The organism is Paraburkholderia sp. GAS199 (genome assembly GCF_050436585.1).
In the GTDB taxonomy this organism is placed as follows: domain Bacteria; phylum Pseudomonadota; class Gammaproteobacteria; order Burkholderiales; family Burkholderiaceae; genus Paraburkholderia.
On the sequence record NZ_JBNDMM010000006.1, the window covers coordinates 329,404 to 343,960 of the forward strand.

A 14,557-nucleotide genomic window follows, 5' to 3' on the forward strand; every position below is an offset into this window, starting at 1 on the left:
GCGCAGACTGGTTCTAATATGCACGGAAGAAACTTAGCGATACGGAATAACGTTGAAGGCCGGTCATTAATTCGTCAGATGCAGGCTAACAACTTTTCAGCGACATTTCACGCTTTTTTTGAGCACACGCGAAACTTTGACGGATCGACGCGAGTGCATTAACGTGTCTGCGGCGAGCATTGAGTCCCAAGTCGACCAACACGAAATCATTGGGAAATGAATAGCTATGCGCGAAACCATTCTGCGCTTCGAGGCAGGGGTCAATGAAGCGATCGTCGGGCAGCAGGCCGTGGTGCGGCAAGTGCTGATCGCGCTTCTCGCGGACGGCCACGTGCTGCTCGAAAGCCTGCCCGGACTCGCCAAAACGCGTACCGTCAAGGCCATTGCCACGCGTCTCGCGGCCACCATGAGCCGTATCCAGTTCACCCCCGATCTGTTGCCTTCGGACATTACCGGCGCAGAAACGCTATTGCAAAGCGGCACAGAACATTCGCTGAGTTTTCAACCGGGGCCGATATTCGGCAATCTGATTCTGGCGGACGAAATCAATCGTGCGCCGGCCAAAGTGCAATCCGCATTACTGGAAGCCATGGAAGAACGGCAGATTTCCGTGGCCGGAAAAACCCATCGTATGGCCGATCTGTTTCTCGTCATGGCGACGCAAAATCCCATCGAGCAGGAAGGCACGTATCCATTGCCGGAAGCGCAAATGGACCGCTTTCTGTTCAAGGTCCTGATCGGCTATCCGTCGCCCGCGAGCGAGGCGGCGATGCTGCAGTTGCTCCGCTCGGAAAGCATCCGGGCGGCTGACGCGCCCGAACTGCTCGGCCAGGAAGTGATTTTCGCGGTGCGCGAAGCGATCCGCGCGATCGCGGTGGCGCCGGCCATCGACGCGTATATCGTCTCGCTCGTCAACGCGACCCGTCATGCGGCGCAGATCGACGGCACGCTCGGCAAGTGGATCGAGATCGGCGCGAGTCCGCGCGGCTCGATCGGCCTCGACCGCGCGAGCCGCGTCGCCGCCTGGCTGGCCGGCCGCGATTTCGTGACACCCGACGACGTGCGCGCCGTGCTGCATCCGGTGCTGCGTCACCGGCTGATTCTGTCTTACGACGCCAACGCCGGGAACGTCGGCGCCGACGCGGTGATCGACCGTCTGATCGAAAAGGTCGCTGTGCCGGCCTGAGGCCGGAGGTCGACACGCCGTGCCGGCGTGCCGTCGCTAAGGTCGTTGACGTCGCTAACGTCGCTAACGTCGCTAACGTCGCACTGTGCATCGACGCGGAGGGAATGCCGTGGTTGAGGTGCCCGAATCTGCCCAGGCCGCCATCGGCCGCGTGTATGTCGACGCGGCGCATCTGGCGCGGCTCGAATTCCAGGCGCGCGGCCTGAGCTTCGTCGCGCCCGCGCCGGTGTCGAGCGTGCTGTCGGGCGGCCATGCTTCGCGTTTGCGCGGACGCGGCCTGAATTTCGAGGAGATTCGCGCTTATCTCCCCGGCGACGACGTGCGTCATCTCGACTGGAAAGTCTCGCTGCGGCTCGGCAAGCCGCAGGTGCGCGCCTACACTGAAGAGCGCGACCGGCCCTTGCTGGTCGTGGTCGATCAGCGCATGAGCATGTTCTTCGGTTCGCGACGCGCGTTCAAGTCGGTGGTGGCCGCCGAGGTCGCCGCGCTCGCCGTATGGATGGGTTTTCACGCGGGCGATCGCGTCGGCGGCGTGCTGTTCGACGATCGCCGGATCGTGCGCGTGAAGCCCTTGCGCAGCCGCAGCCGCATCAAGACGCTGTTCGGCGCGCTGGCCGGCATGAACCAGGCGCTGCGTGCCGACAGCGAAGCCCGCACCGATTACACGCAGCTGGACGTCGCGCTCGAAGGCGTGCTGCAACTCGCCGGTCACGATCATCTGATCTGTATCGTCAGCGATTTCGCGGGCGCGGGCGAACGCACCCAGCGTTTGTTGCGCCAGTTGTCGGCGCATAACGACGTGATCGCCGCGATGATTTTCGATCCGGCCTTCGATCTGTTGAACGAGCCGCGTACGCAGCATCGCGCGCTGGTGGTCAGCGAAGGACGTTTGCAGGTGGAATTGCGCGTCGAGGAAGAACGCGTGCGCGCGCCGCTGTCGAGCCTGTTTGCCGGACGCACGGCCGAGGTGGCCGAGCTGCTGCGTTCGAGCGGCGTGCCGCTGATGGCGCTCTCCACCGCGCAACCGGTTGTCGAACAGGTGCGGCGCCTGTTTGGCGAACGCGCCCGGCCGGCGCATGGGAGCGGCTTGTGAGCGCGCCGCTGGTGTCGTCGCAGGGCGCGGGTCAGCTCGTTCTGCGCGGCCCCGACGCGTCCGGTCAACTGCAGGATCTGAAGGAATTGCCGCTGCCCGACGCGGTATCGTACGCGCCGCAGACGATCGGCTGGGTCGCGGTGGCGCTGCTGCTGATGGTCGTGCTCGCCGTCGTGGTGTGGCTGCTTTGGCGGCGTCATCGGCGGCAGCGCTATCGGCGCGTCGCGCTGGCCGAACTCGCGCACATCGAGGCGAGTCTCGTCGCGATGCAGAACGTCGCGGCCGACACCGGCGAGCGCGCACGCTGTCTGGCGGAGATTCCCCGGCTGCTCAAACGCACCGCGCTCGCCGTCGCACCGCGCGACGAAGTCGCGGCACTGAGCGGCGCCGAGTGGCTCGACTTCCTGCAACGCACGCATGGCCGTCATGGTCGCCACGCTTCGAACTTCGACTCGACCGGCGGCGCATTGCTGACGCTCGCGAGTTACGCGCCGACGCAACAGGTCGCGGCCATCTCGGCGCACGATGCCGCGACGCTCATCGCTCAGGCGAGAGACTGGATCGAACATCATCATGTGGAAGTTTGATTTTCCGTGGATGTTCGCGCTGCTGCCTTTGCCGCTGCTGGTAGTGTGGCTGGTGCCCGCGTATCGCACCACGGCATCCGCGGTACGTGTGCCGTTTTTTCACGAGATGGCGGGCGCGGCCGGCGAAAAGCCCGCGCCCGGCGGCGTGCGTTTGCGCCGTCACGTCGTGCAGATTCTGTTGATGCCGCTGTTGTGGGCGCTGCTCGTGACCGGCGCGGCGAAGCCGGTCTATGTCGAAGCGCCCATCGTGCGCGACGAACCCGCGCGCGATCTGATGCTGGCCATCGACCTGTCGGGCTCGATGGCGACGCGCGACTTCGTGAACGCCGCCGGCGAGCGCATGGACCGTTTGAGCGCCGTGAAGCGCGTGGTGGCGGATTTCATCGCGAAACGAACGAGCGACCGGATCGGCCTCGTGGTGTTCGGCGACGCGGCCTATCCGCAAGCGCCGCTCACGCTCGATCACGATGCCGTGCAAGTGCTGCTCGATCAGATGCAAACCGGCATGGCCGGTCCACGCACGGCGATCGGCGACGCGATCGGTCTTACGGTGAAGCTGATGACAGCTTCGCAGGCGCAGGAAAAAGTGCTGATCCTGCTCACCGACGGCAACGACACCGCCAGCACGATTCCGCCCGAACGCGCCGCCGGGATCGCAAAAGCGCACAAGCTGGTGGTGCATACCATCGGCATCGGCGACCCGAATACGAGCGGCGAAGATAAGGTCGACCTCGACGCGCTCGCGCGCATTGCGGCGATCACAGGCGGCCGCGCGTTCCGTGCTCTCGGACAGCAACAGGACTTGGCCGATGTGTATGCCACGCTCGACAGACTCACGCCGAACAAGGTGAAGCGCGAAATCTACCGGCCGCAGCGCGACTATTACTGGGTACCGGTCGGCGCCGCCGTGGCGATTTTCGCGCTGTATCACGTGCTCGCGCTGCTGATCGCCGTGTTGCGCGCGCCGCGTGAGCGGGCGCATGAAGCGCAACCTGAAGCCCCGCATGAAGCACCACCGCACACGAACACCGAAGCAGGAAAAGAGGCGCTGATCACCGGCGGAGCGGGTCATGGAAATTGATCTGACGGCGTTTCATTTTTTACGTCCGCTGTGGTTGTTGCTGCTGATTCCGGCCGTGGGCCTGCCGTTCGTCTGGCTGCGCCGCAACGATGTGCGCGCGCGCTGGCGTCATCTCATCGAGCCTGCGTTGCTGGAGCATCTGATTGTCGGCGACACGAAGCGCCGTGTGCTTCAGCCGGTTCACACGCTGGGTCTGCTGCTCGGCATCGGCGCGCTCGCCGCTGCCGGACCGACATGGCAGCAGGAGCGGCCGCCGTTTAATCAGGACAAGGCGCCGCTCGTCGTCGTGCTCGAACTCGCGCATTCGATGGACGCCACCGACGTCGCGCCGACGCGGCTCGAACGCGCCAAACGGAAATTGCTCGATCTTGCACGGGCACGCGCGGGTGCACGCACCGGCCTCGTGGTGTTCGCCGCGAGCGGTCATCTGGTCGTGCCGCCCACCGACGACCCCGCCATGCTCGAACTGTTCGTGCCGGCGCTTTCCAGTGCACTGATGCCGCGCGACGGCAAGAACGCCACCGCCGGGCTCGACGCCGCCGAGCGCCTGCTCGCGCACGATCCGGCGGCGGGCACGATCGTCTTCATGAGCGACGGTTTCGATTCCGATCAGGAAGACGCGTTCGTGCAGAAAGCGAAATCTCTCCGACACCAGTTGCTGTGGCTCGCGGTCGGCACCGAGGAAGGCGGGCCGATTCGCGATGCCGACGGCCGGATCGCGATGGACCCGCAAGGGCGTCCGTTGCAGGGCAGCTTCGACGCCCGCGCCATTCGTCACGCGGCCGACGCGGCCAACATTCCGCTTGCCAGCATGCGCGCGGACGACGATGACGTGGTGTGGGTTCAGCACCGCGCGCAAGCCTGGCTCGCGCAGGCCGAGGAATCGAAGATCGTGCCGCGCTGGAAGGAGAACGGTTACTGGCTCGTGTTGCCGCTGTTGCTGCTGGCGTTATGGAGTTTCCGGCGCGGCTGGAGCGTCAAATGGCTGCCGGTCGTGCTGCTGGCGCTCGCGCTCGGCGCAGCGCCGCGTCACGCGCAGGCGGCCGGCTGGCAGTGGCTCGACCTGTTCGCCACGCACGATCAGCAGGGCCGCTGGCAGTTCGAGCATGGCGACTACAAGGGCGCGGCCCGCAGTTTCGACGACCCTATGTGGAAGGGCCGCGCGCAGTATCTGGCCGGCGACTACAGCGGCGCGCTCGACAGCTTTTCGCATCTGAAGAGCGCACAGGCGTATTTCTACATCGGCAACACGCTCGCGCATCTCGACGATTATCACGCCGCCATCAAGGCGTACGACAACGCGCTCGCGCTTCAGCCAGGCTGGCCCGATGCCGTCGCCAACCGTTCGCTGCTGCTGAGGCTGCTCGCCCTGGATCAGCAGAACGAATCCGATCCTGAAGAGGAGCAGCCCGATCAGATACAGGTCGATAAAAAGAAAGGACGTGGCACGTCGGTGGTGGTGCAGGGCGCGCCGAGTCCCAGCGAGGACGTGTGGATGCGCAATCTGAACACGTCGCCGGCGGCATTTTTGCAGCAACGTTTCCAGCAGGAGTCGGATGGCTCCGCGAATGGAAGCAGGGCGGTGAATGTCGATGCGGCAGGTGCCGATGCTGCCAACGCTGCCAACGCAAATGCAGCAAGCGGGGTAGCGGCGAGCACTCATGCAGCGGGTTCGCCATGAACCGGTTTGCGTCGATGCATGCCTTCACGCTTGCATTCGCATACGTGCGCTACGTCATGCACCGAGTCATGCAAATCAATGCCGCGTGGCTCGTCGCGCTCTCGCTTTGCGCGGTATGTCCCGCGCCCGCGTTCTCCGACGACGCGCCGCGACTTCTGGTGCGCGCGCATCTCGACCCTGCGGGTCCGGTCATGGCGGGCAGCGAGGTGAAACTCGTGGTCGATCTACTAACTACCACGTGGTTCACGGAAGCGCCGAACTGGCCGCTGTTCATGGTGCCCGATGCCATCGTCAGCTTGCCGGACGAACAGGCGGAAAACCTCTCCGAAGACATCGACGGAGTACGCTGGTTCGGAGTGAGCCGCGCCTATCGGATCGCGCCGCAAGCGGGCAAGGCTTATGTCATCGCGCCGTTCGCGATCACCGTGTATCCGGGCGGCGCCGGCAAGCCCGTGCAAGTCATGACGCCCGCGCTCAGGTTCGTGTCGACGCTGCCGCCCGGCGCCGAAGGCATGAGCACGTTTTTCGCTACCTCGAAGCTGACGGCGACGCAGACCATCGCGCCATCGACGACGCATCTGAAGGTCGGCGAGCCGGTCACGCGCACCATCACGCAGCGCGCGGCGGGCACCGAGTCGATGCTGATTCCGCCGCTCGTGCCAGCCGAAGTGGCGGGGCTCAGACGCTACGCGCAAGCGCCGACGACCCGCAATGTCGTGCAGGACCGCGTCGGTCTGGTCGCGGGCGAGCGGACCGATAGCGTGACCTATGTCGCCGCGCACGACGGCCGTTTCGAACTGCCGCCGGTGACCATCGAGTGGTGGAATACGAAGACGCGAAAGCGCGAGCGCATCGTGCTGCCTGGTGTGAAGTTCTCGGCGTCGGCGGTACGCGAAAAACCGCTGTTCGACCTGCCCACCGACGCTGTCAGTCAGGGCTTTCCGCACAGGATCATCGTGATCCATGGACGGCAGGTGATGGCCGGCACCGCGCTCGTGCTCGGCATTGCGCTGCTGGTCTGGGGGCGCGCGCGGATCGCGGCGTTCGTGCGCCGCCTACGCCAGCGCATGCACGCCGCGCGCGCGCAGTACCGCGACAGCGACGCCGTCGCCTGGCGCACGCTGCGCACAATTGGCCGCAAGGGCGAATGGCGCGCCACCATTCCCGCGCTGTATCGCTGGATGGATCGCAGCGGCGAGTTCGGGCGTCCGGCGCGCCTCGACGCACTGGCTGCGGCGGCGCCCGAGGTCGCGCTGCTCGTGTCGGCCGTCGACGCGCACTATGCCGGTGCGGCCGCGCCGGAACTTCCGTGGGACGAAGCCGCCGGCGCATTGCGGCAAGCCGACGCACGAGCGAGGACACGGCGTCGGACGAAGCCGGCACTGCCGCCCCTCAACGAGTATTAGCGACGCCGAAGACGTCCGACAGGTTATGCACATTGGGATTTGGCTTCGAAACTGGCCTCTTTTCCACCAATTGAAGCGGCAAGCACAGGCGCACACTTCAATCGTGCCAGATGCGCCATGACCGATGAGCTTCCGCTTCACCGTCCAGGGCAGGCTACGACAGCCCGAGACCGGCCGGCAGGCCGGCGGAATCCATCGCAGTGATCTTCCGAAGACTGAAATGAGCGCTTTGACCGTCATTATTGCCCTCTGGGCCATGGTCGCCTTCTGTGCGATTCTCTTTATCCGTGGCTCCAGCCCGCGCGTCGAGCCGCCCGCCAAGGCGGTGGAGCATCCGTCGGCGGAGCGCCGGCAGTCGGGCCTGTCGATCGCCGAATAAGGCGTGACGTCGGCGCCGCGGCGCGCCTTCGTCGTCTGTTTTCTTTTATCGTCCTTAGCCCTGCGTCACCAGGTGAGTTGCCACGCGGGTTACCACGCGAACACCGCGCCGAAGAACACCCCCTTGGCGCGCTCGTCGCCCGCGATCCGCAGCCGGTACTGCACCGACAGATCCACGAACGAACGCGGCGCGTCGTACGGGCCGCCGCGGAACCAGTAGCGCGTCGCGATACCGGCGCCGATGCCCGTGGGGATGCTGCGGTCGATCGTCGAGTCGTAATCCGCGCCGACCACGAGGTGCGGAAACACCGTCAACGTGGGACTGATCGAGTCGAGCCGGTAAGTGCGGCCGAGCCGCGCGTTGAAGGTCGCGTAGGTCGACGGGTGGGTGAGGTAATGCCCCAGCTCGCCGTAGGCCACGCCGGTCCACCAGCTCGGACGGTCGGTGCGCAGCGCGGTGCCGAAGCCATCGGACCACGCGGCGCGGGCGAGCCAGTCCGAACGCACGCTCGACCCGATCGGCAGAATCTTCTCGAAGGCAAAAATCGCGTTCACCGAGGCGAACGGCTTGACGCGCGCGCCCAGCGCCGCCTGCAAGGTTTGCGCGCCGGACGGCTCGTCGCCCTTGACACCGAAATTTTCATAGCCGCGCGCGTACAGCTCGAAGGTACGCTCGCCCAGACTGCCGAACGGCCGCCAGTAGGCTTCGGTGCCGGCCTGCCAGTTGTTGGTGACACCCGGCACCGGATTGGACGCAAAGCCCGCCGGTCCGCCGCCGTTCCGATAATTCATCGACGCCGTGAAACCCCAGTTGCGGGTGGCTTCGGCGTGCGCGGCGCGTTCGTCGGCCAGCGCCTGCGGCGTCGCGGCGGCGTCGCGTCCCGGTTCGGCCTGGGTGCCGGCGTCGATGGCGCGTTCCAGGTAAGTCGCGCCCTCGCGGTTGCGGTGCGCCCGCAGCGACGCATAGCCCATATCGGCGAGCGCGCTGGGCGGCAGCGTGCCGTGGGCATCCGCCTGTTCGAAGTAGTGCAGGGCCAGCGTGCTGTCGCCCGCGCGTTCGGCGATAAAGCCCGCCTGCGCGTCGCTCATGCCGTCGAGCAGGCCGGCGTCGATGGTGTCGCGGGCGGCTTGCGCGGCGGCGCGGGTGTCGTTGTCGGCGACCAGCGCGTCGATCAGCTCGGCGCGGTGCTGCGGATCGTCGGGCGCGGCATCGGCTGCCTGGCGTGCGTAGTCCGCGGCGGCCTTGTGATCGCCGCGGCTCGCCGCCAGCCGCGCCTCGCGGGCGGCTGCGAAACCGGGGTCGCCCGCGTAGACGTCGCAGGCGGCGCCGTACTGGTCGGCGCGGCAGTCGAACACGGGACGGGCGGCGGTGTCGAGTGACGTGGACGACGCTGAAGAAGCCGAAGCCGAAGCCCCCTTGCCATGTGCAAGCGCCGCGATGGCACGCTGTGCGCGATAGCGCCGCAGTGCGAGCATCGCATCCGTATCGTCCTGGGCATTGGCATTGGCATTGGCATTGGCATTGGTGTTGCTGCTTGCATTGCCACTGCTATCCGGCTGGCCCGACTTGCCGCCGTGCCGGTCGGCAAGCGGCGTGAGCATATCGAGCGCCGCCTGCGGACGGCCCTCGGCGATCCACACGTCGGCGATGATCGCGCGCGCCACGCGGGCGTCGCGCGGCGGTGCGTCGTCGATGGCGAGCGCCGCGGCGAAATCGTCGTCGGCGCCAGGTTCGTGCTGCGCGGCTCGCGCGTAGCCGCGCAAGGTCCACGCCATCACGTTGCGCGGGTCTTGCGCGAGCCCGCCGGACGCGGATTTTTCGACGCCCGCCAGATCGTGCTGCTCGAACTGCAGATCGATGAGTTGCAGACGGAAGTTCATCCGGTCCGGCGCGTAGTCCACCGCCTCGTTCGCGAGTTGCAGCGCGGCAGCCGTATCGCCGCGTTCGCGCGCGGCCGCGGCGTCGCGCGAGAAGCCTTGCGCGAGCCGTGCGCCGACGTAATGGCGACGCGTATCGAGCGCTTCGCTGTCGCCGAAACGCTTTTCCGCGTCGAGCGCCTGCTGGTAGGCGTCGGCGTCGCGGTTCGTGGCGATCAGCGCGTCGATCAGCAGCAAGCGCAGGCGCTCGGCGTCGGGCGCGAGACGGATCGCTTCGTTCGCCTCCGCAATCGCCGCGTCGTAATCCTTCTGCTGATAGGCCTGATAGGCGCGGCGCGCGGTCCTGAAGGCGGGCGTATCGGGCTCGCCCATGGTGCCGTCGTCGCCGCTCGCGATCAGCGCATCGATCTGCCGGCGCCGTTCCACCAGCGCGCGTTCGGGACCGAGCGCGGCGATCGCGTCGCTCAGTTCGCGTCGCGCGGCTTCGCGCTGACCACTCGCGGCCAGCGCATTGGCGAGCAGAACGCGCAACTCGACCACGTCGGGCCGCTGGCGGATCGCCTCGCGGGCAATCCGCGCGCTTTCGCCGTAACGATGCGCGGCGTAAGCGGCGTACGCTTCCTGCGCGACGCGGTACGAGGCACCGGCGAGCGGCAGCGGCAAGTCGTCGTCGGCATACGCGAGCGGAGCGGTGTGCGGACCGGCGAGCGCGCACAGCGCGGCGAACGTCCACGTGGCCGTGCGCGCACGGGCGAGCCGGACGGCCCGTGCAAGCGGTAGAGGTGAAGGTGAAAGTGAAAGTGAAAGTGAAAGCGAAGGCGACTGCAATCGCGGCTGCCCCAACTCAAGCGTATCGATCGGGCGACGCCTCATGAGCGTTCCGCCTGTTCGTTGCGCAGACGCTGCTGCTCCTGCATCGCGCGGTTCAGCGACTCGCGCGAAATGACGTGACGCGCCACCATGTAGTCGCCGATCCGGCCGTCGCGATCGGGCCGGTAATCGGTGAGCGCCGCTTCGAAACGCGCGCGCGTGACGAGTCCGAGTTCGATCAGCAGATCGCCGAGCAGCGGCACGCCGCGCATCAGCGCATCGGCGGGCGCATCGGCGCCCGGCGGCGTGAAGGCCGGCGTTTGCTCATCGCGCAGCAGACGCAAACCCGCGGTCACTTCGCTCTCGCGCACGATATGCACGGACACGGTTCGTCCGGTGGCATCGTGCAATTGCGCGAGCGTTTCGTCGGACGGCAGGCTCGCGGCCACGAACAGCGCGTGACCGTGCTCGTCGTCGCCTTGCGGCAGCGCGCGGGCGCGCACCAGCACATCCACGGGCAGGCCGGGCAGCGCGCGTTCGAGACGCGCCGCGTCGAAGCGTCCGCGCGGCAGATCGCTCTGGAACGCGATCGCCTCGGCCAGCGTTTCTTCGTCGAGCCAGCCGCGCGCCATCAGCACACGGCCGAGCGGCGCCTCGCGCGCATGCTCGTCGCGCAGCGCGATTTCGAGCTTGCGCTCGTCGATGGCCTGCCAGGATAGCAGCAGTTCGCCGAGATTCTGACGCGTATTGCGCAGCCCGTCGGCGCTGGGAAAATCGTGCATCGTCTTGTCCCACGCGAGTCGTTTGCCCGTCACCACGTGCACGATAAAAAGCCGCCACGCGCGAAACACCGCAAGAAAATTGATGAAGTTGCCGATCACCATGCGCGGTATCGCCAGCACGCCATGCTCCCAGCCGTACAGCCGGGTCGTGAAGATCACGCGCTGGATCACGCGCAGCGCGAGCGACACGAAATTCGCCGCGAGCAGAAACTGCGTCCACGTCGAGTCGATGAAAGGCGAAGGGAACAGATCGGGCGTGAGGCCGAGAAACGAAGCGAGCGCGAACAGCAGAAACTGCACCACCAGCAGATACGCCAGCATGCCGATGAACGCGGTGACCACGCCCTTGCGGTCGCGCAGCAACAGATAGCGGTTGGCGAGCGAGCCGGTCCAGCCGGTCTGCTTCCAGCCTTGCAAGCCGATGCCGAGCGTCCAGCGGGCGCGCTGACGGTACGCGGTGCGCAAGGTGTCGGGGAAAAATTCGCGCACGCACAAGGGCATGGTCACGACGATCTCGCGTTCGGGGCCGAGGCCGAACCACGCGCGGCGGCGCGTCGCGAACTGCACCGGAAAACGCGGGAAAATCGATTGCATGCCGAGGCGCCCGATGCGCGCGCCGACGTCGTAGTCTTCGGTGAGGCTTTCGGTATTGAACGGCTGGCTCTGCGTTTCTTCCACCAGCGCGAGCATTGCGCGACGCGAGAAACAGGTGCCCACGCCCGCGGACGGCACCGAGCCCGCCAGGCTTTCGCGCACCACCAGATCCTTCGCGTGCCACTCGGCGAATTCGTCCATATAGGTGCCGGCCACCAGTTCGTACCAGTCGCGTTCGAGCGACGCCACCGGCAACTGGATCATGTCCTTGCGCGGCAGCAGATAGTTGAAAAACTTCAGTTCCACGGGATGCAGCACGTCCTCGCTGTCGTGCATCACCACGCCGGCGAATTCGATACCGGCTTCGAACTCGTAGCGCAGGATGGCCTGCACGATCCAGTTCAGACAATCGGCCTTGCAGGTGGGACCGTCGTGCGGCACTTCGACCCGGTGCAGATGCTTGTAGCGGTGCCGCATGCGTTCCACTTCGGCGATGGTGGCCGCGTCGTTCTGATACGTGCCCACGAACACCGTGTAGGCGCGATAGTCGAGTACGCGCACCATATCTTCGAGCATCGCGGCGATCACGTCGTACTCCTGCCAGGCCGGTACCATGATCGCGATCGGCTGCTCTTCGCGCGCGTCGAGTTGCGCGATGGTCAGCGGCCGGTGCTGCCGCTCGACCGTGTAGTGACGCACGGTCTCGCGGATCCAGTACCAGAGATCGATGAACAGATCGTCGAGGCTCGACAGCAGGATGATCGCCGCGACGATGGTCGCGACGTGCTCCAGCGTCTGGTAGTACTGCGCGAGCAGCACACTGGCGTAGTACTTCAGCGTGGCGAGAATCACGGCTGGTTCCGGTTCTTGCGGCGCGCGCGCTTCGCGAACAGGATCAGCACGACGAGCAGGAGCAGCAGCACGAGCGGAATGCCCCAGCGCACCCAATGCCGCGTGACCCATTGCGTGCTCGATACGCCGGTCGCGCTCAGGTCGTCGGGATGCACGGTGTCGAAGTGCTTGAGCACGCCGGTCGAATCGACCACCGCGATATCGCCGCGTGCGAGTTGCAGCTTGTCGGTGAGGACGGGCGCGTCGCCGGTCGAGCGGTAGACGATGCCGCTTTCCTTGCCCGAGGTCGCGACGCTCAGCACCGCGAGCTTGCTCAGGCCCGATACGTCGATCAGTTTGTCGCCGGCCGCCGAGGTGAGTTGCAGATGGTCGCGCGAAAACTCCACGTGGTTCTTCTCGTCGGCCACGCCGATATCCGCCGCGAGGAACGGGCCGTCCGGACGCGGGCTCGTGCCGTTGGCGGCCACCGTGAATTTCGCGGGCAGCGGGGCGATGCCGGCGGCGCCCGTGAGCGTGGCCAGACGCGGCACGCTATGCACGGCGTCGTCGAGATAGGCTTGCGGCACGATCACCGTGGCGGACGACGCGTAACGCGCGGCCATGCCCACGAAGTCGTTGTCGGGCGTCCCTTCGGCGAGCTTCAGATAGCTGCTCGGCAACACCGACACCGGATACGACTGACGCGCCTGGCAACCGGCGTCAGGCTGACGGCGGAAGGTCACGCGCAGATTGTTGGTGCGGGCCAGCGCATAACGCGGGATCGGCAGTTCGAGGCGCTGACGGCGGCCGTCCACGTCGAGCAGCTTGGCACCGATCATCACGTCGTTGAAATAGACGGTGGCGGTGGCGCCGCCGTTGGAGAGCGTCGGCGAGGCGGCCAGATCGAGCACGACTTCCTGGGGCAGTTGACCGTTGCCCGAGGCGGCGGCCATGTCGAAGCTGGCTTCCCACGAGGCGGTGTCGTGCACGTCCACACTGCGCGGATCGCCGCCGAGATCGGACAGCGCGATCATGTCGCCATGCGTGCGCGCGCCCGGATCGATCTGGTGCACCACCACGCGGCTCGACACGTCGATCGGACGCCAGCCGCGTGCGAGCACCGCGGCGCCTTCGTTGTCGGCGATCACCAGCACGGCGCGGCCGCCCAGATGGGCCACGCGCACTTCGCCGCGGGCGAGCGGCGCGGCCAGCGGCGCGACGGCGCGAGCGCGCCATGTATCGAAAGCGGCGAGCGCGGGCGCCGACGAAGAAGACGTCGTGGCCAGTTGGGCGCGCAAGGCGTCGATGGCGGTATCCACCGACGCGCGCAGCGTCGGGTCGGCAATCACGACATCCGGGCCGAACGCCGTGCGCGGCGCAAGCGCGATCAACGCGCCGAGTTCGGCGGGATTGGCCAGCGCTTGACGGCCGCCGGCCGCGAGCGCGTCGAAGGCGGGCAGGCCGCGCAAGGCGGCCGGCACGTCGAGTCCGCTCAGGTCCACCGTGTCGCCGACAGCCGGCAGTGTCTGCATCACGGGACGCTTGCCGTCGCGTTGCAATAGCGCGTCGGTGCGCCAGGCGGTATCGAGCGACGCCGCATTCAGGCGCGGCCCGGCGATCGCCAGCAGCGGCGCATAGGGCAGCGCGCTCCACGCGGTGCGCAGATCGTTGACGTCGGCGGGATTGAAACGGTACGAGAGCCGCGTCGACGGATCGACCCGCAGCACGTTGCCGATCGCGGTCTGGTCGGTGCAAACGTTGTCGTTGATGACCGAGGCGAAGCCGAGCCCGAGGCGCACGTAACCGGCCGAACGCGGCGCGCCGTCCACGCCGATATTGATCGAGGCGCCGCCGTTCGGTTGCGTGAACGAGCGCGACACCACGGGCGCACCGTCGAGCGAAAGCAGCATCGTCGTGCGGCCGCCGTCGCCGCGCACGTAGGCGCCGTCAAATTGCAAGGTGGCGTCGCTGATCGGCACGTCCGCCGGTACCGGCAGGAAGAATTCGCGGCGGGTGTCGGGCGCGGTCAGCGTCACGCTCGTCAGGAGGCCGAGTTCCTTGAGCGAGACAGTGCGCGTTTCCACCACGCCCTGATTCAGCTGCGCGAAGCCGCTCGCGAAGTCGGCGGCGTGCGCCGCGGCGGGCATCTGGCCGACGAGCGCGGCGAGCGCGCAAACGAGGGCGACGGAAGTGCGCGGCACGCGCAGCCGGAGAAGTTTGCTCATTGGCGGTAAGTCTCGAAAGTGGCGC

10 protein-coding genes are annotated in these 14,557 nt (G+C 66.9%); 7 read left to right on the top strand and 3 right to left on the bottom strand.

Features of this window, described 5'->3' with window-relative positions; translation table 11 throughout:
• The first annotated feature begins 220 nt into the window (after window positions 1–220).
• From P3T18_RS23485 to P3T18_RS23515, 7 genes are all read left to right on the top strand, one after another.
• Window positions 221–1,186, top strand: a complete 966-nt coding sequence (locus P3T18_RS23485) for an AAA family ATPase (protein ID WP_429302546.1) — start codon at window positions 221–223, stop codon at window positions 1,184–1,186.
• A 118-nt stretch (window positions 1,187–1,304) separates the two neighbouring features.
• The gene (locus tag P3T18_RS23490) at window positions 1,305–2,279 is read left to right on the top strand and encodes a DUF58 domain-containing protein (protein ID WP_429302547.1); all 975 of its coding nucleotides are present in this window, start codon (window positions 1,305–1,307) and stop codon (window positions 2,277–2,279) included.
• Window positions 2,276–2,866: a DUF4381 domain-containing protein gene (locus P3T18_RS23495; RefSeq protein WP_429302355.1), complete on the top strand. Its 591-nt coding sequence runs from the start codon at window positions 2,276–2,278 to the stop codon at window positions 2,864–2,866. Before P3T18_RS23490 ends, P3T18_RS23495 begins: the two co-directional genes overlap by 4 nt.
• Window positions 2,853–3,947: a vWA domain-containing protein gene (locus P3T18_RS23500; protein WP_429302356.1), complete on the top strand. Its 1,095-nt coding sequence runs from the start codon at window positions 2,853–2,855 to the stop codon at window positions 3,945–3,947. Before P3T18_RS23495 ends, P3T18_RS23500 begins: the two co-directional genes overlap by 14 nt.
• A complete protein-coding gene (locus P3T18_RS23505; protein WP_429302357.1) occupies window positions 3,937–5,628 on the top strand; it encodes a VWA domain-containing protein in 1,692 nt (563 codons plus the stop codon). The genes P3T18_RS23500 and P3T18_RS23505 overlap by 11 nt, the downstream gene beginning before the upstream one ends.
• Window positions 5,629–5,696: 68 nt before the next feature.
• Window positions 5,697–7,034, top strand: coding sequence for a hypothetical protein (locus tag P3T18_RS23510; protein WP_429302358.1), 1,338 nt, complete (start codon window positions 5,697–5,699; stop codon window positions 7,032–7,034).
• Window positions 7,035–7,158: 124 nt separating this feature from the next.
• Window positions 7,159–7,413 (top strand): hypothetical protein, encoded by a 255-nt coding sequence (locus tag P3T18_RS23515; protein ID WP_429302359.1) that lies wholly within the window; start codon window positions 7,159–7,161, stop codon window positions 7,411–7,413.
• 89 nt (window positions 7,414–7,502) lie between these two features.
• Here P3T18_RS23515 and P3T18_RS23520 read toward each other — a convergent pair whose 3' ends face one another.
• From P3T18_RS23520 to P3T18_RS23530, 3 genes are read right to left on the bottom strand one after another with little or no spacing between them, the layout of a single operon-like run.
• Entirely contained in the window at window positions 7,503–10,163 is a 2,661-nt protein-coding gene (locus P3T18_RS23520) for an NfrA family protein (protein ID WP_429302360.1), read from the bottom strand.
• Window positions 10,160–12,328 (bottom strand): glycosyl transferase family protein, encoded by a 2,169-nt coding sequence (locus P3T18_RS23525; protein ID WP_429302361.1) that lies wholly within the window; start codon window positions 12,326–12,328, stop codon window positions 10,160–10,162. Before P3T18_RS23525 ends, P3T18_RS23520 begins: the two co-directional genes overlap by 4 nt.
• On the bottom strand, window positions 12,325–14,532 hold the full coding sequence (locus tag P3T18_RS23530) for a cellulose biosynthesis cyclic di-GMP-binding regulatory protein BcsB (protein ID WP_429302362.1): 2,208 nt from the start codon (window positions 14,530–14,532) through the stop codon (window positions 12,325–12,327). Before P3T18_RS23530 ends, P3T18_RS23525 begins: the two co-directional genes overlap by 4 nt.
• Between the last annotated feature and the right edge of the window lie 25 nt (window positions 14,533–14,557).